This window comes from Desulfothermus okinawensis JCM 13304, from assembly GCF_054654515.1.
Genome location: NZ_BAAIEW010000006.1, coordinates 15,834 through 35,781, shown reverse-complemented (window position 1 = coordinate 35,781; position 19,948 = coordinate 15,834). Strand labels below are relative to the sequence as shown.

The following is a 19,948-nucleotide window of genomic DNA, read 5'->3' as shown; positions in this document are numbered from 1 at the left end:
ATACAAATCGAATCCTAAAAAGGAGTGGCTCATCCATGAAAATCGTTGTACAAAAATTCGGTGGAACTTCTGTTGCTGGCCTGGAGAGAATGAAACAGGTAAAGGCCAAGGTAGAAAAAAAACTCAAAAAGGGCTACAAGGTTGTTGTGGTACTATCTGCAATGGCTGGTGAAACAGACAGGTTGATTGGACTTGCCAATGAATTTTCCCAAAAACCAGACCCTGCTGAAATGGATGTATTACTAACAACAGGAGAACAGGTGTCAATAGCACTTTTTTCAATGCTTTTAAAAGATGCTGGAATAAAGGCCAGGTCCTTGCTTGGATTCCAGATACCCATTCATACTGACAAGGCCTATGGAAAGGCCAGAATATTGGATATAGATGCAGAAAAGATATTGGACCTTTTAAAGACTCATGACGTCTTAGTTGTTGCAGGATTCCAGGGTTGTGATTTCCAGCAAAATCTAACCACCCTGGGGAGGGGAGGCTCTGACACCTCTGCAGTGGCTCTAGCAGCTGCATTAAATGGTGAAGTATGTGAAATATATACAGATGTTGATGGGGTCTATACAACTGATCCAAATGTGTGTTCAAAGGCCAGGAAACTTCCCAAAATCGCCTATGATGAGATGTTGGAGATGGCATCAATGGGTGCCAAGGTATTGCAGATCAGATCTGTGGAATTTGCCAAAAAATACAATGTACCTGTACATGTTAGATCCACTTTCAGTGATGAACCAGGTACATTGGTTGTAAAGGAGGATGAAATCATGGAATCAGTACTTGTATCAGGAATAGCATATGACAAAGACCAGGCAAGAATTACCCTTGTGAACGTATTTGATGAACCAGGTGTTGCTGCTGCTGTTTTTGAGCCACTGGCTACCCACAACATTGTGGTGGATATGATTGTACAGAACCCTTCTCACGAAGGAAGGACAGATATTACATTTACTGTAAGTAGAAAAGAAGTGGATGATGCCATAAAAATAATAAAAAGGGTAAAGGATGAAATAGGTGCAAAGGATATATTTTATGACAAAAATGTAGTAAAGGTATCTATTATTGGTGTTGGTATGAGAAATCACTCTGGGGTCGCTGCAATTGCCTTTCGTGCACTAAAATCAGAAAACATAAATATACTCATGATCAGCACATCAGAAATTAAAATATCCTGTCTTATTGAAGAAAAATATACTGAACTTGCTGTAAGGACGCTACATGAGGCCTTTGGACTTGACAAAGAACCACAAATGGAGAGCATATAATGGGAGATAAAGTTTTTATTTACGACACCACATTAAGGGATGGATCACAGGCAGAAGAAGTACATTTCTCCCCTGAAGACAAAATCAGGATAGCCAGAAAATTAGATGAAATTGGTATTGACTACATTGAGGGAGGATGGCCATCTTCTAATCCCACTGATGAGACCTTTTTTAAAGATATAAAAAACTATGAATTTAAACACTCAAAGATTGCTGCCTTTGGAAGCACCCATCACCCAAAACTAAATGTAGACACAGATGATTCATTTAAAAAGGTAATTGATGCACAGGCAGACGTTGTAACCCTTGTGGGTAAGTCCTGGGATATCCACGTAAAAGAGGCATTAAAGACAACTTTAGACAGAAATCTAGAGATAATTTTTGACTCAATTAAATCTGCCAAAAAAAAGGCACATGAAGTTTTTTTTGATGCTGAACACTTTTTTGATGGTTATAAAGAAAATAAAGACTATGCAATGGCCTGTATAAAAAAGGCGCATGAGGCAGGATGTGACTGTATTGTCCTTTGTGATACAAACGGTGGCTGCCTCACCATGGAGATAAAGGAAATAATTGAACAGGTGGTAAAGGAGTTACCAGAACCCAATTATGGAATCCATGTCCATAACGATGCTGAACTTGCAGTTGCCAATTCCATTGTTGCAATTGGACTTGGTTTAAGACATGTACAAGGTACAATTAATGGTTATGGTGAAAGGTGTGGAAATGCCAATTTGTGTTCCATTATCCCAAATTTAGAGCTTAAAATGGGACTCAGATGCCTTCCAGAAGGCAATTTAAAAAAATTAACATCCCTCTCTAGATTTGTGGCAGAGATTGCAAACCTCTCCCCTTTTAAAAGACAACCATATGTTGGAGAATCTGCCTTTGCCCATAAAGGGGGTATACATGTGAGTGCCATTATGTCCAATCCCAGGACATATGAACACATTTCCCCTGAAAAAGTTGGAAATAGACAAAGGGTACTCTTATCTGACCTTGCTGGCAAGAGCAATATAATATTTAAAGCAAAACAATTTGGCCTTAATCTAAAAAAAGAAGACCCAATGGTATTGGAACTTCTAGAGCAGATAAAAAATCTGGAGATGCTGGGATATGAATTTTCTGTTGCAGAGGCATCATTTGAACTCCTTTTATATAAGACATTGGGTAAGGTGAGAAAATATTATGATCTAATTGGATTTAGGGTCCTTGATGCAATGCAAAAAGAGATACAAGAGCCAATTTCAGAGGCCACTGTTATGGTACGAGTAGGTGGCATGCTCTCCCACACAGCAGCCACAGGCAAAGGCCCAGTAAATGCCCTGGACAATGCACTTAGAAAGGCACTTGAGCAGTTCTATCCCAATTTAAAGGAAATGAGGCTCCTTGATTTTAAGGTCCGGGTACTCACTCCAAAGGATCCAGAATTTGCAGGTACTGCCTCAATGGTTAGGGTATTTATTGAATCTGGAGATCAAAAACAGAGATGGATTACTGTTGGGGTATCTTATAACATTATTGAGGCCAGCTGGAAGGCCCTACAAGACTCTGTAATCTATAAACTCTTTAAAGACGATAGGGAAAAGGGAAATGGGGTTTAATGTAAAAATAACATATATATATCACAGCTCATTCTTTGTTGAATTTCCTAAGTTTAATTTCTTGTTTGACCTACCCAATGAAGCACACCTGCCCAAAGAGGGAATAGAGGTGCTCCATAGATGTATAAATAAAAAGCCTCTATTGGTCTTTTTCTCACACTCCCATGCAGACCACTTTAATGAAAATATAGAAAAAATTATAAGTCCCTTTTTCTCTAATTATAAATTCATTGTATCCTATGATATTTACTCAAATTATGCACCCAGATTTTCAAAGAATACTTATGTATTGGAGCCTGAAGATGAGATAGATATAGATGGAATAGATGTAAAATCTTTTGAGAGCAATGACCTTGGAAACTCTTACCTCATTTCATTTAATGGTATAAAAATCTATTTTGGAGGGGATCTTGCTGAATGGATATGGCCTGATATGAGAGAAAAAGAAAGGGAGTTTGTTATAAACTATTTTAAAGAGATATTAAATGAACTTAAAGGAGAAAAAATAGATATTGGTTTTTCAAATGTAGATCCAAGGCTTAAAAATTTTGGCGGAGGTATTAAATTTTTAGAAGTAGTACAGCCCCAAATATTTGTTCCAATGCATACATTTGGTAAGTATGATCATTTAAAGATGATCAAAGAATCTCATGTTCCCTTAAATACCAAACTATTTATTTATTCAAAAATAGGGGACACACTTGAGACAGAACTGGATGTATAACCATACATCAAAGTCTATTCTCACTTACATGGGGGGTAGTTTTACCTCCCATTACATGACCTTAAAAAATATCCAGGAGCTTTTATCTGAATCACCAGAAAATGTGGATATAAACATAATATTGATCCTGGAAAAAATATTAAAACAAAAGGGCCATGACAAACAGAAACTGGCATCTATCCTTTATAGAGAGGCCGCTCACCTCCTAAGGGACATATCAATAAAGACAAATGATCCCCAAAAAAAATGGCTGTCTTTAGATATACTAAAGAAATTTTCTTTAAATATCCTGAACCGGTCATCACTTCCTGCCTCCCTTGCCCTTGGAACCCTTCCCCTAAATCTAATTGGACCGGATATAGAATCTATAGATATTTCAGATAAAATATTACAAACAGACTTAAATAGTTTTTTCCATAAACTTGGAGTAGAACCCACAAAAAAAACTAAAATGGGCAGATCACTGCTCTGGCAACTTAAAGGGAAAAATAAACTCCTTGTATTTAAATTTGCAAAAAATAAACAGGACACAAAAAACCTACTTACAGAGGTTAAATGGCTAAAGCTCCTAAAGAAACTGGGATGGGTAAACAAATTTGAAATACCAGGGGAAATTACCATAAATGACAGATCTATTTTTAATATGAATGAATACAGATTTCCCTTTATCTCATTTTTTGTCTCACCTGATTATTTTTATTACCCAAATGGTCTTGGGATAAATTCAAATGTCTTAGAAAGGGATTTTTTAAAAATCATATCAAAGAGCGCGAAAATACTGGGGAAACTAACAGGTAGTGGAATAATCCACACAGCAGTGATACCTTTATTTCACAACAGGACCCAGAGGACAAGGAGAGATGATGGGGGGATATATTTATGGGATAGGGGCGGAAGACTTGACAGGTGGCTTGATTCATCCCTTTATCCAAATATTGGGAAATCAGGAATAAGGGACTTTGAACACCTAATTAGCTATGATGGGAAAAATAAAAGAAGGCTTTATACTGAGGTTGGCAACCATATTTTGTCCTTTTTACTTATTATTGGAAGTTATTTTAGGATGAAATGCCCGAAAATTAGAGGACAAAATCCCGATGGATCGCCAGTAGATCTAAGAGAATTATTTGATAAGGATATATTTAAAAAGGCTATTTTATTAGTTGTTAAAAATTATTTTTCAGGATTCTGTGGTTTTGATTTGAAAGATTTTAACTACATACAAATGAATCAATTTATTGAAAGATTAGTTGATGAAATGGGAGTTGATAGGTATATGGATGAGGTCTTGAGAACAGTTGATCAGATGGAAATGAATGAAGATGAATTTAAGATATTTTTAAAAAGTAATGGCATGTCAATTGATGAAATAAATCAAATTAAAAGGGGAGAAAGGGACATAGTCCTAAAAACAGGGCCACATTTGGGAGAATTTAATGGGAGGATATCAGTGCCTGAACTAATTGAGTTTGTTGGGAGCACTGCAGCACTTATTATTTCTTCAAAATACATAAAAGAAATACAAAACTAAACTCCCCCAGTCTAAGTGGAAGAAATTTTAACCAGTCCCCAATTGGGACATTAAAAATTTGTGGAAGAAATTGACTTTTTTTCAATAAAAAATTAAAAAATCGTAAAAATTGTTTAGGACATGGGTTATGTCAGGCCTCAAGGGGGCCACCCAGGCTCATGGGTGGCCCCCTTTTCTATTTTTAGATAAAATAAAGGAGGCTTGTTTAGTTATGCTCTTATTTATAGACAATTACGATTCTTTCACCTACAATCTTGTCCAACTATTTTCTACACTGTATGATGATATTAAAGTCCACAGACACGACAAAATAACCTTAAACCAGATAAAAATACTATCTCCAAGGGCAATTATTATCTCCCCTGGTCCAAAAGCCCCCAAAGAGGCTGGTATCTCCAAACAGGTAATATGTGCATTTTATAAACAAATACCCATACTGGGAGTATGTCTTGGAATGCAGTGCATAAATGAGTGCTTTGGGGGAAAAACCACTTGCTCCCCAATTCCAATACATGGAAAAACATCAAAGGTATTTCACAACAAAGACGGACTTTTTAAAGGAATTCCTTCCCCTTTTATAGTGGCTAGATACCACTCACTGTGTGTGGAACCAGCAAAAACAACTCCCTTAAAAATTGATGCCACAGCAGAAGATGGGGTGATTATGGCCCTTAGCCATCCAGATTATCCTTTGTTTGGTGTACAATTTCATCCTGAGAGTTTTTTGACACAATATGGGGTACAAATGGCCAGAAATTTTCTTACCATTTTAGAAAAATAGCTAACCCGAGTTTTGATAAACTTAGGTCAAGGGAGAGCATATGGAATATCTAAAAAAAATCCCTAAAATATCTACATTACAAATAACACCAATTGATACAAACTATGATTTTCTTAAAATAGCAAAAAAATTTTCCAATGAACCTGGCTTTGTATTACTTCTCAGTGGTGGAAATCATGACTGTTCCAATTATAATATACTTGGAATAAGGCCATGGCTTGAGATAAAGACAAAGTCAAATAACATACAACTAACAATAAATAAAATGAGATATTCATTCCACGATAGTCCTTTTAAGGTGCTAAAACAAACTATAAAATATTTTACACCAGTTATAAACAATAATTATTTAAACTTCCCTTTTCAATATGGGCTCATGGGATATCTATCATATGATCTTAAAGACCAGATTGAAAAATTACCATCGCTCTCAATTGACGATCTAAATCTTCCAGATATTATTATGTATTGTCCAAAATATGTAATTATCCAGGAGATCAAGACAAAAAATATATTTTTAATTACCCCCCAGTTTAATACAGAGGACAAAAGCTTTTGCCTTGACCAACATGATATATTAAAGGAAATAAATTCAAAGAAAATAGATAAAACTACATTTTATGCCAAAGACAATTTATTGTCTAATTTCGAGAAACAAGAATATTTAGATGCTATTAATAGAATCAAAGATTATATTGTAAGGGGACATGTGTATCAGATAAATATGTCCCAGAGATTTAGTTGTTCATTTCAAGGGGACCCATTTGAACTATTTGTTGAGTTATTTAAATTAAACCCAGCCCCGTTTTTTGCATATATAAATGGAGATAATCATCAGATTATATCAACATCTCCAGAGAGATTCCTCTATCAAAATGGCAATTATGTTGAGACAAGACCTATTAAAGGAACAAGGCCGAGAGGAAAAACTAAAGAACAAGATGAGTTATTTCATAAAGAACTGAGAGACAGTGAAAAGGATGATGCTGAACTGTCAATGATAGTGGATCTTCTAAGAAATGATATAGGAAAGGTGTGTGAGCCTGGAAGTGTAAAGGTTGCTCAGCACAAGAGGGTGGAAAAGTACAAAAACGTTTTTCATCTAATATCCATTGTTACAGGAAGGCTAAATATGGGTTCAGATTCTGTGGATTTAATTAAAGCCACTTTCCCTGGTGGTTCAATAACAGGATGCCCCAAAATAAGGGCAATGGAAATAATTGAAGAGATGGAGCCAAACAAAAGGCACATTTATACTGGTAGCATAGGATATATAAGTTTTCACAATACAATGGATCTATCCATTGCAATTAGAACAGCAACTGTAATAGGTGGCAAGCTAATATTTTCCGTTGGAGGCGGAATAGTTTATGACTCAGATCCAGTAATGGAATATGAAGAGACCATTCATAAGGGGCAAAGCTTTTTTACTATACTAAAAAATAAATCTGCATCTAAAAAAACAGACCCAAGTCCCTGGATATGGTTAAATGGAAAATTTGTTAAAGGAGATGATGCTAAAATCAGAGCAACTAGCCTCGCATTCCAATATGGAATGGGACTTTTTGAGACAATTAGGGTTGAAAAGGGAAACATCCTTTTTTTGGACCAACACATCCAGAGGCTAAAAAATGGATGGGAAAAACTAATGAAAAATCCATTTCCTCAAATTGATTTTCAAATAATAATTGAAGAGATTATAAACAAAAACAAGTTCAAGGATAGGATTTGTGCAGTAAAAATCATCGCTGGTAAGGGAGAGAGGGATCTTCCTCCATATGATGACATTTTTTTGGTTTCAGCTAGAGAATATAGACCAAGGATAGATTTTAGTGAAAGGTGGGGACTTTGTGTTGGAATTTATCCAGAAAAAAGGCATACTCCTATTGCAAGTTTTAAAAGTTTAAATTATCTCTTTTATCAAAAGGCCAGGGAGTGGGCATTTAAACATAATTTTGAAGAGGCAATTATATTGAATCCAGATGGTTCCATTTCTGAGGGCAGTTCCACAAATATAGTGCTCATCAAAGAAAATCGTGCCTTAATACCCTGTTCTACCTACTTCTTAAAGGGAATTATGCTGGATAAAGCACTGGGCTTTTTAACATCCAGAGGATATTTATTGGTTGAGAAAAAGATCTTTCCCAATGAGTTAGATGATATGGATGAAGTGATTTTGACAAATTCTCTAATTGGGGCAATAGATGTTTCATCCATTGACAACAAAGACTTAAAAAAGCCAAAGTTTCCACTGGCATTTGAAATCAACAACTACTTTTTCAAGTATTGGAGGGAACTTTAGATGAAAATTTTTGTTTTAGGATCTGGTGCATTGGGCACCCTGTTGGGTGCAAGACTTTCAAAAAAAAATGAGGTTATCCTCTATTCTACTAACAAAAACCATATGCAAGAGATAAGAGATAATGGTCTAAAAATAGAAGAATTAGATGGGACAGTAAACACATACGACCTAAAAGTAGTCCTGGATTCAGAAAAAATAAATTTTGCACCAGACTTAGTACTTGTCACATTAAAGACATACTCCACATATAATGGAGTAAAAAATATTAAAGATAGATTAAAGGGGAATCCCATATATCTTACCCTACAAAATGGGATTGGCAATGTTGAAACATTAATAGAATTAATAAATAGAGACAGGATTATAGCAGGAATAACTGCCCAGGGAGCCACCTTTGTAAAACCTGGATATATTCGCCATGGGGGTGATGGAGTTACTTATATTGGTGAAATAGACAAAGATGTTACCAAAAGGATTAATGATATTGTAGGAATTTTCAATGAATGCAGATTAAAGTGTTTTGCAACAAATGAGACAACCAAACTCATATGGCAAAAGCTACTTATAAACATAGGCATAAATGCAATTACAGCAATTGCCAGGGCAAGAAATGGTTATATTGAAAGATCTGTGCATGCAAGGGAGATATCAAAATCAGCAGTATCTGAAGCTATTTTGATTGCAAAAAAGCTTGGTCTTGAGTTTGAAGAAAATATATTTGACGTGGTATTAGATGTTGCCAAAAAGACAGAAAAAAATATATCATCCATGCATCAAGACATATTAAACAAGAAAAAGACCGAAATTGATGCAATAAATGGGGCAATTGTAAAATATGGAGAGGAATTTGGAATACCAACACCTGTGAATAAAACACTCACAGGCCTGATAAAATTAATTGAACAAAAAAATCTGGAGGAAAAAAATGGATAAACCCCTGACAATTCCGGAAATAATAAGCTCAAAAAGTAAAAATAAACTAACCATGCTCACTGCCTATGACTACCCTACTGCCCTCATTGTTGACAGATGCGGAATAGACATGATTTTAGTTGGAGATTCTCTTGCAATGGTAGTACTTGGTCACAAAGACACATTGTCAGTAACAATGGATCAAATGATACACCACACAAAGGCCGTTACAGGTGCAGTAAAACGTGCTGTGGTCATTGGGGATATGCCCTTTATGTCTTACCAGGCAAGCGTTGAACAAGCAGTAATTAATGCTGGCCGCTTTCTCAAAGAAGGGGGTGCCCAGGCAGTGAAACTGGAAGGTGGAGCTACCGTGCTACCTCAGATAAAGGCAATTATAAATGCAGGGATACCTGTTCAGGGCCACCTTGGGCTCACACCACAGAGCGCAGCACAACTTGGAGGATTCAAGGTCCAGGGAAAAACAGCTGAGGCTGCAAAAAAATTGGTAGACGATGCCCTTGCCATTGCAGATGCAGGCTGTTTTAGTATTGTTTTAGAAGCAATTCCAGCCCCAATAGCTGAAGTTATTACAGAAAAGTGTCCAGTGCCCACAATTGGAATTGGTGCAGGTCCTAGTTGTGATGGACAGGTCCTTGTATTCCACGACCTTGTGGGGCTATTTGACAGATTTGTACCAAAATTTGTAAAACAATACACCAATATATCAAAGGAAATTGAAAGGGCAATTTTGGAATTCAAAGACGAGGTCAAAACTGGTAAATTTCCAGGAAAAGAACACTCATTTAGCATAAATGAAGAGGAACTAAAAAAAATAAAATGAAGATAAAGCAACTGAAATTATTGGAAAAGAGACTGCCTAAGCACCCTGGAATAATGGGAAGGGAGAAACTTTTTAACGCTGCAGTGTTGATTCCCCTTATTTGTAAAAGGGAGGAATATTATTTCTTATTTGAAAAAAGGGCACTCCACATAAGACAGGGAGGTGAAATAAGTTTTCCAGGGGGAAAATTTGAGCCATTTCACGACAAATCCTGTATAAATGCAGCACTCAGGGAAACAGAAGAAGAACTTGGCATTACCAGAGAAAAAATAGATATTATAGGGAGATTGGATACATTTGTATCCCCAAGGGGAATCATTATTGAGAGCTTTATTGGTATATTAGATATTGACGTGGAAAATGAGCTTTTTCCAGATAAAAACGAAGTAGAAGAAGTATTTACAATTCCTGTATCATGGTTTGAAAACAATCCACCTGAAAAGTACAGGGTAAAAGTTGAAATGAAGCCCTATTATACAAACAAAAATGGGGAGAAGGTCTCAACACTCCCAATTGAGGAGCTGGGACTTCCCCCCAAATATCAAAATCCCTGGCCTTCTTTAGACTATGAAATTTTTGTATTTAAACATCCAAAAGCTACCATCTGGGGCATAACTGCACGTCTAATCGTGGAGCTTATCTTAAAAATCAATTCCCATTATTTAGGCTAACTTATTAATAATCTCACCATTCATTTGATCATTTGTTTTAATCATCTGTGCATTGGCATTGTATGCATTCTTATTTTCAAGCATCTGGGTAAATTCTGTGACGAGATCAGTCTCACTGGGTGCGTTCTTTTTCTCTGTCTCCCTTTCATTCCCATTTTTCTGGGTCCTTAGCTCATTCTCCTGTTTTCTTATGTCTTGAACTCTAACACCACTACGGTTATCACCCTCTTCCATATCCACTCTAGATGGCTTAAAATCAGGGGTATTTACATTGGCTACATTGTTTGCATTTACCTGTTGCCTAATCCCATAGGCATGTAATGCATTTATGCTTGAAATATTATTCATAATGTCCTCCTAAAAGAGGCTATCTTTTTAATACACTACTTACTATCAATATACTCACATATAGGGGACGTGTCAATGGTCAAACAAAAATAGATCTAAAAATGGTTTTAACCAGCGTATTTTATTTCTTTTATTATTTTTTGAACAACGTAAACAGGATCCTCTGCATCCCTAATGGGTCTTCCAATCACCAAAAAATCTGCCCCATTTGATATTGCATCCATTGGCGTCACCACCCTTTTTTGATCCCCTTTATCTGAAAAATAAGGCCTGATCCCTGGTGTCACAATTATTAAATCATTACCTAAATTTTCCCTAATAATTTTTGCCTCCATTGCAGATGCAACGACCCCAGTGCATCCCGCCTCTTTTGCTAGCTCTGCCCTTTTTAAAACTAACTCCTCTGGTAATAGTGGATATCCCATCTGTCTTAAGTCCTTCTCATCTAATGAGGTCAGTACAGTTACCCCAAGTATGCCTACCCCACTACCCATGGCACCATCCACTGCTGCCTTTAAAATATCTAGATTCCCATGCACTGTTAAAAAATCCACTCTTCTTTTACATATCTGTTTCACAGTCCTATTAACTGTCTTTGGAATATCGTACAGTTTTAAATCAAGCATCACATGGCACCCTGCATCTAACACCCTATCAACAACAGCCATGCCATGGGATACAAACAATTCAAGGCCTATTTTGTAAAACTTAATATATCCTTTCAGTGTATCAAGCCATCTGTCCACTTCATAAGTAGTGTTCACATCCAGGGCAAAAATTATCCTTTGGTTTATATCAATAGATTTTTTCATAAAAAACCACCTAATGTCCTAGACAATTACGCTTTGTTTTTTCTATGTTTAACAAAAACTAAAACAGATACATAATAAAATCCCATTTAAAATTCAAGCCATGGGATATGGAAACAGGCAAGACCACAATATATTTCTCCCATTCCACTACTATTTAATGGGGCTAATTTTGGGTATTTGGGGGAGCCTCTACTCCATCTATGCACTTATTTGCCTTATAATTCTAATACTGTTTTTTTTAATAAAAAAATCAAAAAAAATTACAATAATAGTCTCTATGATATTTTTGACATCTTTTATACCCTGCAAAATCCATCAAAAATATTTAATAAAACCTGATAAAATAAATACCCTCTCACCAATATTCCTTAGTGGTGAGGTGGAAAAAATTATCACATATCCACAATTTAAGACATACTGTATATTAAAAAATGTTTATATTAAAAAAAATGGCCATAATATTAGGCTAAATAGTAAAGTATTGATGAAGATATATCACTCTAAAGAGGTTCCACTTCCAGGTCAATTTGTTAAAGGAGTATTTAAGTTAAGACCAATTATGTCCCACAAAAATTATAGTGGTGGTAATTTTTCAAAATTATACAATCTTAAAAACATCTTCTACTCAATATACTCAAATAAAAATCATAAAATCCATATATATGGTAGTCCAAGCTTTCTTTGGAAATTTAAAACATATGTTCGAAAAAAGATCTTAAAATCATTATCCAATGTAAAAAATAAAGGACTTATTCTCGCACTGATTACAGGCAATAGAAATTACTTGACATACAAACAGAATAATTTACTTAGACAGGCATCCCTTGCGCATTTAATAGCCCAATCAGGCTTACACATTGGATTTGTTGCTCTAATTGGAATTGCCTTAACATATTTAATTGGATTTATATATCCTCAGATATTCTTAAATATCCCAAGACAAAAGTTAGGATGTATAATCTCCAGTTTATTTGTTATTTTCCTTTTATTTATTAGCGAATCAAGGCCATCCCTAATAAGGGCATCTATTATGTATCTAACATGGAGCTTGCTCTTTTTTACAAATCATAAATATGCTATTATCGATGGAATAGCAATCTCTCTTCTAATCTTGATAATTTTTAATCCTTATTCAATATTTAATGTTGGCGCACAGCTATCTTATCTTTCAGTAATTGTGATTATAGCCTTTTTTCCATATTTTTATGATAAATTTTTATTAAATATATCATCAAATACATTAACAAGATATTTTATCTCAATAATAATCATATCTTCAATAATAAATATATCAATCTTTCCAATAATAAGTTATTATTTTGGAGAAGTACCTATATCATTTTATACGAACATAATATTTATTCCAGTTATAGGACTATTTGTATTTCCCATAAGCTTTATTGGAGGCTTACTATCTCTATGTGATATATTCCACCCCATTTCAATTTTTTTATTTCAAATAGCAGATAAGATATTATCCATTTCAATAAATTGGCTAATACTTCTTAAAAAATTTCATATGTTACCAATCATAGTCACTATCCGTCCAGGTGGATATATATTACTTGGATTTTATTTAATTTTAATTACCTGTTATCTAAAATTACATGGATATAATGGAAAAATTAAAATCCTGGCCACTATTGGAGTAATACTCATATTTTTGCCATTTGCAGACAATTTTATACATAACAATCAAAACAAAGTCTCATTGGAAATTTTAGACGTTGGAATGGGACAGAGTTTAATCCTGTCCTATAAAGGAAAAAGGATTTTAGTAGATACAGGTGGAAGCAGTATAGGTAGATATTATTTTGGGAAAAATATATTATCTCCAATATTGACGTATAATAGATTTCCAGTCATTGACAAAATAATTATAACAAAAATGGATCAATACCACATGGGTGGTTTAATGTATCTGGCAAAAAGATATAAGATAACCGAATTTTATTGTAGCGAATTGCTAAATAATAGATTTAAATATATATTAAAAACATTAAAGAGAAAAAGGGTTAAAATTAACTCAATATCAACAAAATATACAATTTACTTATCTAAAGATTTAAAGATATATATTTTAAACTTAAAAGATTGTTTGAACTCAAATACTCATGGGCTCATGGCCTACCTTTTATTTAAAAATAATCCAATTTTAGTGATTTTTCCAAAAATAAATAAATGTATTCTATCAAAGATATCAGATAATATAAAACATATAAATGCTGTTATTGTCCCATCATACGGGCTAAAACATAAATATCTGGGTAAACTTATAAATAAGATTAAAACCAATCTTTTGATATTAACAGGAGGGGGTTATAAAACATCGAGAAAATATTACAAATATTACCATAATATCCTAAAAGAACAAAATATTCATTTATATAGTCCCTCTATATCTGGGTGTATTATCGTATCATGGGATTTAGATAACAATTTAAATACAGAAATAAAAACCTTTAAAAAAACTGAGGAGTTTTTGCCATGGATAAAGTAACTTTACAGAGATCAACTATATCTGTCCCAGCAAACAGGGAAAGGATGCTGGTTAAATCAAAAAATTTAAATGCAGACTTTATAATGTATGATTTAGAAGACAGTGTAGGTATCTCAGAAAAAGATATTGCCAGGGATATGTTAATTGATTTTCTCTCATCAGAAGATCTAAACAACAAGGCCATTTCATACAGGATAAATGAAATACGTTCTCCCTTTGCATATAAAGATGTTATTTATGTAATAGAAAAGGTTGGGTATAAAATACAGAGCATTGTGGTCCCAAAGGTGGAATCCAGGGATGAAATACAATGGATTCACATCCTTTTGGATCAGATTGAAAAATCAATTGGTCTTAATAGAAAAATAGAGATAGAGGCATCAATTGAGACTGCCAGGGGAATGTTGAACATAAAAGAAATAGTTAATTCATCTAACAGGATAAGATCCCTTGTATTTGGCATTGCAGACTATACTGTATCCCTTGGAATGTTTTTTAAGGGATATAGTGGACACGGAGAAGAAGAAGAGTTTTATCCAGGCCACAGATTCCATTATCCCCTTAGCAGAATTGCAATGGCTGCAAAGTCAAAGGGTATTTTGGCAATTGATGCACCATATGGAAATTTTAAGGATCTAGAGGGGTTAAAAAGATCATGTCTCCTTAGCAAATATCTTGGTTTTGATGGAAAATGGGCAATACACCCGAGTCAAATAGAGGTAATAAACAAAGTCTATTCCCCAGAGGAAGAGGACATAGAAAGGTGCAAAAAAATAGTGGAAACATTTGAAGAATCTTTGAAAGGTGAAAAAGGATCAGCCTCTATTGATGGGAGAATGATTGATGGGGCAACATACAGACTTGCAAAAAGTATCCTGGATAAGGCTAGTAAAATAAATGAATAAAAAAGGGGAGAGCACCTCTCCCCATATAGAGCTCTATTTCTTCTTTTTTTTCTTTTTATCGCCAATTACTTCATTTGCAATGACTATCCTCTGGACCTGGGATGTACCTTCATAGATGGTAAATACCCTGGCATCCCGATATAGCCTCTCAATTGTAAACTCTTTGGTATATCCATATCCACCGTGTATCTGCAGTGCATTTCCTGCAACCCGATTGGCCATTTCAGATGCAAACAACTTGGCCATTGAAGCCTCCATTGAACACTTCTCGCCCCTATCCTTTTTTGCTGCTGCATTAAGGACCAGCAGCCTTGCTGCCTCAACTTCAACTGCCATGTCTGCAAGCATCCACCTAAGGCCCTGGTTCTCACAAATGGGTTTACCAAACTGTACCCTTTCCTTGGAATATTGTACTGCCAGATCAAGAGCAGCCCATCCAACTCCCAGGGATTGGGCAGCTATACCTATCCTACCAGCATCAAGACCAGACATTGCAACATAAAAGCCCTCTCCTTCCCTGCCAAGGAGATTTTCTACAGGGACCTTACAGTTGTCAAAGATTATATCAGTTGTATCAGATGCCCTAAGGCCCATTTTGTCCTCTTTTCTACCTGTAACAAATCCTTCCATGTCCCTTGTAACTATAAATGCAGAAACACCCTTATGTCTTTCCTCTGGATTTGTCTTGGCAAGAACAATAAAAAGATATGATGTGGCGCCTCCAGTTATCCACCTCTTTGTTCCATTTAGAACATAGTAATCCCCTTCCCTCTTTGCAGTGGTGGTCATACTGGCAGGATCAGATCCAGCTTCAGGCTCAGACAGGGCAAAGGATCCAATGTAATCACCATTTGCAAGGGGTACTAAATATTTTTGTTTTTGTTCTTCTGTTCCATGGTTTAAAATGCATCCACAGGCAAGGGAATTATGTACAGACATTATAACTGCAGTGGACGCACAAGCATATGCAATCTCAGTTAAGGCCAATGCATAAGACACAGTGTCAACTTCCATACCACCATATTTTTCTGGAACCAACATCCCCAAAAATCCAAGTTCTCCCATCATCTTCAGACTATCTGCAGGATATTCTGCCTTTTGATCGCGCTCTGCTGCCTTTGGAAGCAGCTCCTTTCTGGCAAATTCCCTGGCACTCTTTTGAATTAAGAGTTGTTCTTTGGTCAAAGAAAATCCCATCTACACACTCCTTAATATTAATTTGATTTTATTAAATTAAACTACGTTTACAGAGACAACGGCGGTATGATAATGATTTAGGTAAGTGTTGACAAGATAAAAAATCCTTTTTGCCTCCCAAGATATCCTGGAAGGCAAAATTTCTGTTGAATTTTGTGTAATCATTTCATTAAAAAATGTTGTAGCTTATGGGTGTGTGTAAATTTGACAGAACAAGGAGTTAAGGCTAGTACCCTAATTTGTTCTAAGTATAGTCAAAATTAATCGGAGAAGCCTTATGGATAAACTACGTGGCGTTTATCTGGAGATAAAAAAACAGATAAAAGAGCGACTAAGTGAATTCAAAAATATATATATCAGCGGCTCTGATGAAGATATTCTGTATGAACTATTATTCTGTCTTCTAACCCCTCAATCAAAGGCAAAGACCTGCTGGTCCTCAATTGAAAACTTAAAAAAAATAGATATAATTTATAAACCATCCTATGAAACAATCCTTGAAAAGTTAAATGGGGTAAGATTTAAGTACAAAAAGGCAAAATACATTGAAGAGGCAATTAAAAAGTTTTCCCAAGACCATAAAATAGTTATAAAGAAAACCCTAGACAAGATAGGCACACCCAGGGAGATTAGGACATATTTAGTCAAGGAAATTAAAGGGCTTGGCATGAAGGAGGCCAGCCATTTTTTGAGAAATATTGGCAAAGGAGATGATCTCTGTATACTAGACAGGCATATTTTAAAAAACTTAAAAAAGTACAGGGTAATAGAAGATATCCCAAGAACCATGTCAAATAAAAAATATATTGAGATCGAAGAAAAGATGAAGGAGTTTTCAAAAAAAATAACCATACCTTTAGACCACCTTGATTTAGTTCTGTGGTATATGGAAGCTGGAGAGGTATTTAAGTGATTAAAATATCAAAACTCCCACAAAGTGTTAAAGGTATATTTATTGATAGACCAAATAGATTTTTAGCCCACATTAAATTAGAACAGTCCCAAGAAATTGTGGAGGTTCACGTACATGATCCTGGCAGGTTAAAAGAACTTTTATATCCTGGGAATCATGTATTGATATCCAAAGCCAAAAACAAAAACAGAAAGACAAAGTGGGATCTTTTATGTGCAAAAAAAGACACAGAATGGATATTTGTAAACTCCAGTTTCCACAGAAGATTCTCAGAAGTTATTCTGGATAGATCATTAATACCTGAGATAACCCCAATTAACAAACTCAGGGCAGAGGTAAGGGTCCCCTATGGACGATTGGATTTTATGGGACACATAAAAAATACCAAAATATGGATAGAGACAAAGGGATGTACCTTGATAAAAAACAAGATTGCCCTGTTTCCAGATGCACCTACAAAGAGGGGAAAAAAACACCTCACTTCTCTTATTTCACTAAAAGATAAAACTGTGCGATCTGCAGTGCTTATCCTTATCTTCTCTAAAGAAGTTAATTACTTTTCTCCAAATTGGGAAACAGATCCAGAATTTTCAAAAGAGTTTTACAGGGCAATGGACACTGGTGTTGAAATTTTCCCTGTATCTCTATACTGTGACGGAGAATCTGTATATTATAACAAGATTATTCCTATTTTAAGGGGATAGAGATGTTAAAGATTGGTATTGGTCAAATTGCAGGTTACAAGTCCTGTTATGAAAACCTACAAAAAATAAAATACATTTGCACTGAAGCAAAAAGCCACAACATAGATCTAATTGTGTTCCCTGAAATGAGTATGGGGGTTATTGATAGATCCAATACACCCAACATACTTTCATCTAACTACAAGCAATTTATATCTAAAATTAAGGAAATCTCTAAAGAGACCCAAATAGATATAATAGCTACTGCTTGGGAGCCAGACAAGAACAAAAGGGGCACGTATAACTCTACTATTTTTATACAAAGGGATGGTTCTCACACCATATTGTACAGAAAGCTCCATTTATTCAATTCCCTGGGATTCAATGAATCCAGTCTGGTTTTACCAGGATATAACCTTCCTAAGATAATAGAATATAAGGGATTTAAGCTAAGCGTATCAATATGTTATGATTTGAGATTCCCTGAGATATATAGATATCAGGCAGTGAGAAAAACAGATATAAGTATTGTATGCGCTGCCTGGTATATGGGAAAACACAAAGAAGAGCATCTAACTTGTCTTACCAAAGCAAGGGCCATAGAAAACACCATGTATATAGTCTTATCAAACCTATGTGGGGATAATTTTTGTGGCAGAAGCTCTATTTTTGACCCATTTGGGATTCAGATATGTGATGCTGGAGAAGATGAAGGTCTAATCTATGGATACATAAGGAAAAATCGCCTTGAAAAAATAAGAAAAATTTTGCCATGTCTTGAGCATATAAGGAAAGATATATTTTATTTAGCTTGACGTATATGGACTTGGTTTACTAGAAACCTTTCTAATTTTCATTTACAAAAAATAAATCAAAAAAGGGGAGGTCCAATGAAAAAAAACATATTCTTCTTTTTAGGGATTTTTATTTTACTTACAACTGCATCCTTTGCAAAGGATCTAAAGGTAGGTTTTATTTACGTATCTCCAATAGGAGATGCAGGATATTCCTATGCCCATGATTTAGGTAGGCAGGAGGTAGCCAAGCTTCCTGGGGTAAAGACCTTTTATCTGGAGTCTATCAGGGAAGGTCAGGATGCAGAAAGGGTACTCACAAATATGGCGAGAAAGGGCTACAACCTTATCTTTGCAACCAGCTTTGGATACATGGATTCAGTTATAAAGGTGGCAAAGAGATTTCCCAATGTGATATTTATGCACTGCTCAGGATTTAAAAGGGCAAAAAATGTTGGAACATATTTTGGAAGGATGTATCAGGCAAGGTATTTAACAGGGATGGTTGCAGGATATATGACCAAAAGCAATGTCATTGGATATGTGGCTGCATATCCCCTTCCAGAGCTAATTAGGGGAATAAATGCATTTACTCTTGGTGCAAGATCAGTAAATCCTAAAGTAGTGGTCAGGGTCGTATGGACAAAAAGCTGGTATGATCCAGCAACAGAAAAAGAGGCTGCAAAAAGCCTTTTAAATGTTGGAGCAGATGTTATAACCCAGCATGTGGACTCCCCAGCACCCCAGGAAGCAGCCGAGGAGGCACACGTGTATTCAATTGGCTATAATTCAGATATGTCCAAGTTTGCACCAAATGCCCATTTAACTGCTGCAATATGGAAATGGGGAAATCTTTATAAAAAAATAGTTCTACAGGTGAAAGAAAATAAATGGAAATCTTGCAATATCTGGGCAGGAATGGACCAGGGTGTTGTTGATATAGCACCATTTGGGAAAATGGTTCCAGAAAATGTACAAAAACATGTTATGAATGTTAGAGATAAAATAATTAAAAAGGAATTTATTATTTTTAAAGGCCCAATCTATGATCAAAACAAAAAACTCAGGATAAAACCTGGACAAAAGATGACAGACACAGAAATCTGGTCCATGAACTGGTTTGTTGACGGGGTAGTTGGATCTACAAAATAATAAA

18 protein-coding genes are annotated in these 19,948 nt (G+C 35.3%); 15 read left to right on the top strand and 3 right to left on the bottom strand.

The features are described 5' to 3' along the window. The first annotated feature begins 35 nt into the window (after positions 1-35). The 9 genes from ACYQ0O_RS03635 (at position 36) to ACYQ0O_RS03595 (ending at position 10,640) form a co-directional block, all read left to right on the top strand. Positions 36-1,271 (top strand): aspartate kinase, encoded by a 1,236-nt coding sequence (locus ACYQ0O_RS03635; protein ID WP_459890732.1) that lies wholly within the window; start codon positions 36-38, stop codon positions 1,269-1,271. Next, positions 1,271-2,875, top strand: coding sequence for a citramalate synthase (gene cimA, locus ACYQ0O_RS03630; protein WP_459890730.1), 1,605 nt, complete (start codon positions 1,271-1,273; stop codon positions 2,873-2,875). Before ACYQ0O_RS03635 ends, cimA begins: the two co-directional genes overlap by 1 nt. After that, the gene (locus ACYQ0O_RS03625) at positions 2,865-3,599 is read left to right on the top strand and encodes an MBL fold metallo-hydrolase (protein WP_459890728.1); all 735 of its coding nucleotides are present in this window, start codon (positions 2,865-2,867) and stop codon (positions 3,597-3,599) included. The genes cimA and ACYQ0O_RS03625 overlap by 11 nt, the downstream gene beginning before the upstream one ends. Next, a complete protein-coding gene (locus ACYQ0O_RS03620; protein WP_459890726.1) occupies positions 3,577-5,130 on the top strand; it encodes a SidJ-related pseudokinase in 1,554 nt (517 codons plus the stop codon). Before ACYQ0O_RS03625 ends, ACYQ0O_RS03620 begins: the two co-directional genes overlap by 23 nt. Positions 5,131-5,257: 127 nt before the next feature. Next, on the top strand, positions 5,258-5,911 hold the full coding sequence (locus ACYQ0O_RS03615) for an anthranilate synthase component II (RefSeq protein ID WP_459890724.1): 654 nt from the start codon (positions 5,258-5,260) through the stop codon (positions 5,909-5,911). Positions 5,912-5,951: 40 nt separating this feature from the next. Next, positions 5,952-8,213: an aminodeoxychorismate synthase component I gene (gene pabB / locus ACYQ0O_RS03610; protein ID WP_459890722.1), complete on the top strand. Its 2,262-nt coding sequence runs from the start codon at positions 5,952-5,954 to the stop codon at positions 8,211-8,213. Next, positions 8,214-9,146 carry a ketopantoate reductase family protein gene (locus ACYQ0O_RS03605; RefSeq protein ID WP_459890720.1) on the top strand — a complete coding sequence of 311 codons (933 nt, stop codon included), beginning with the start codon at positions 8,214-8,216 and terminating at the stop codon, positions 9,144-9,146. Continuing rightward, positions 9,139-9,969 (top strand): 3-methyl-2-oxobutanoate hydroxymethyltransferase, encoded by an 831-nt coding sequence (gene panB / locus ACYQ0O_RS03600; RefSeq protein ID WP_075068917.1) that lies wholly within the window; start codon positions 9,139-9,141, stop codon positions 9,967-9,969. The genes ACYQ0O_RS03605 and panB overlap by 8 nt, the downstream gene beginning before the upstream one ends. Further along, positions 9,966-10,640, top strand: coding sequence for an NUDIX hydrolase (locus ACYQ0O_RS03595; protein ID WP_459890718.1), 675 nt, complete (start codon positions 9,966-9,968; stop codon positions 10,638-10,640). The genes panB and ACYQ0O_RS03595 overlap by 4 nt, the downstream gene beginning before the upstream one ends. Here ACYQ0O_RS03595 and ACYQ0O_RS03590 read toward each other — a convergent pair. Both ACYQ0O_RS03590 and pyrF read right to left on the bottom strand, forming a co-directional pair. Continuing rightward, the gene (locus tag ACYQ0O_RS03590) at positions 10,632-10,988 is read right to left on the bottom strand and encodes a flagellar basal body rod C-terminal domain-containing protein (protein ID WP_075068895.1); all 357 of its coding nucleotides are present in this window, start codon (positions 10,986-10,988) and stop codon (positions 10,632-10,634) included. The genes ACYQ0O_RS03595 and ACYQ0O_RS03590 overlap by 9 nt on opposite strands. A 107-nt stretch (positions 10,989-11,095) precedes the next feature. Continuing rightward, entirely contained in the window at positions 11,096-11,800 is a 705-nt protein-coding gene (pyrF, locus tag ACYQ0O_RS03585; RefSeq protein WP_459890716.1) for an orotidine-5'-phosphate decarboxylase, read from the bottom strand. 100 nt (positions 11,801-11,900) lie between these two features. Between pyrF and ACYQ0O_RS03580 the strand changes: the two genes are divergently transcribed. After that, positions 11,901-14,300, top strand: a complete 2,400-nt coding sequence (locus ACYQ0O_RS03580) for a ComEC/Rec2 family competence protein (RefSeq protein WP_459890714.1) — start codon at positions 11,901-11,903, stop codon at positions 14,298-14,300. Next, complete coding sequence (locus ACYQ0O_RS03575; protein WP_459890712.1) at positions 14,288-15,205, top strand: HpcH/HpaI aldolase/citrate lyase family protein; 918 nt, start codon at positions 14,288-14,290, stop codon at positions 15,203-15,205. The genes ACYQ0O_RS03580 and ACYQ0O_RS03575 overlap by 13 nt, the downstream gene beginning before the upstream one ends. A gap of 33 nt (positions 15,206-15,238) precedes the next feature. Here the strand turns inward: ACYQ0O_RS03575 and ACYQ0O_RS03570 are convergent, their stop codons facing one another. Beyond that, a complete protein-coding gene (locus ACYQ0O_RS03570) occupies positions 15,239-16,402 on the bottom strand; it encodes an acyl-CoA dehydrogenase (protein WP_459890710.1) in 1,164 nt (387 codons plus the stop codon). A 277-nt stretch (positions 16,403-16,679) separates the two neighbouring features. Here ACYQ0O_RS03570 and ACYQ0O_RS03565 point away from each other — a divergent pair, with 277 nt between their 5' ends. From ACYQ0O_RS03565 to ACYQ0O_RS03550, 4 genes are all read left to right on the top strand, one after another. Next, positions 16,680-17,315, top strand: coding sequence for an N-glycosylase/DNA lyase (locus tag ACYQ0O_RS03565; RefSeq protein WP_459890708.1), 636 nt, complete (start codon positions 16,680-16,682; stop codon positions 17,313-17,315). Next, the gene (gene sfsA / locus ACYQ0O_RS03560; RefSeq protein ID WP_459890706.1) at positions 17,312-18,019 is read left to right on the top strand and encodes a DNA/RNA nuclease SfsA; all 708 of its coding nucleotides are present in this window, start codon (positions 17,312-17,314) and stop codon (positions 18,017-18,019) included. Before ACYQ0O_RS03565 ends, sfsA begins: the two co-directional genes overlap by 4 nt. 2 nt (positions 18,020-18,021) lie before the next feature. Further along, positions 18,022-18,813: a nitrilase-related carbon-nitrogen hydrolase gene (locus ACYQ0O_RS03555; RefSeq protein ID WP_459890704.1), complete on the top strand. Its 792-nt coding sequence runs from the start codon at positions 18,022-18,024 to the stop codon at positions 18,811-18,813. 75 nt (positions 18,814-18,888) lie between these two features. Next, positions 18,889-19,944 carry a BMP family ABC transporter substrate-binding protein gene (locus ACYQ0O_RS03550; protein WP_459890702.1) on the top strand — a complete coding sequence of 352 codons (1,056 nt, stop codon included), beginning with the start codon at positions 18,889-18,891 and terminating at the stop codon, positions 19,942-19,944. Positions 19,945-19,948 lie beyond the last annotated feature (4 nt).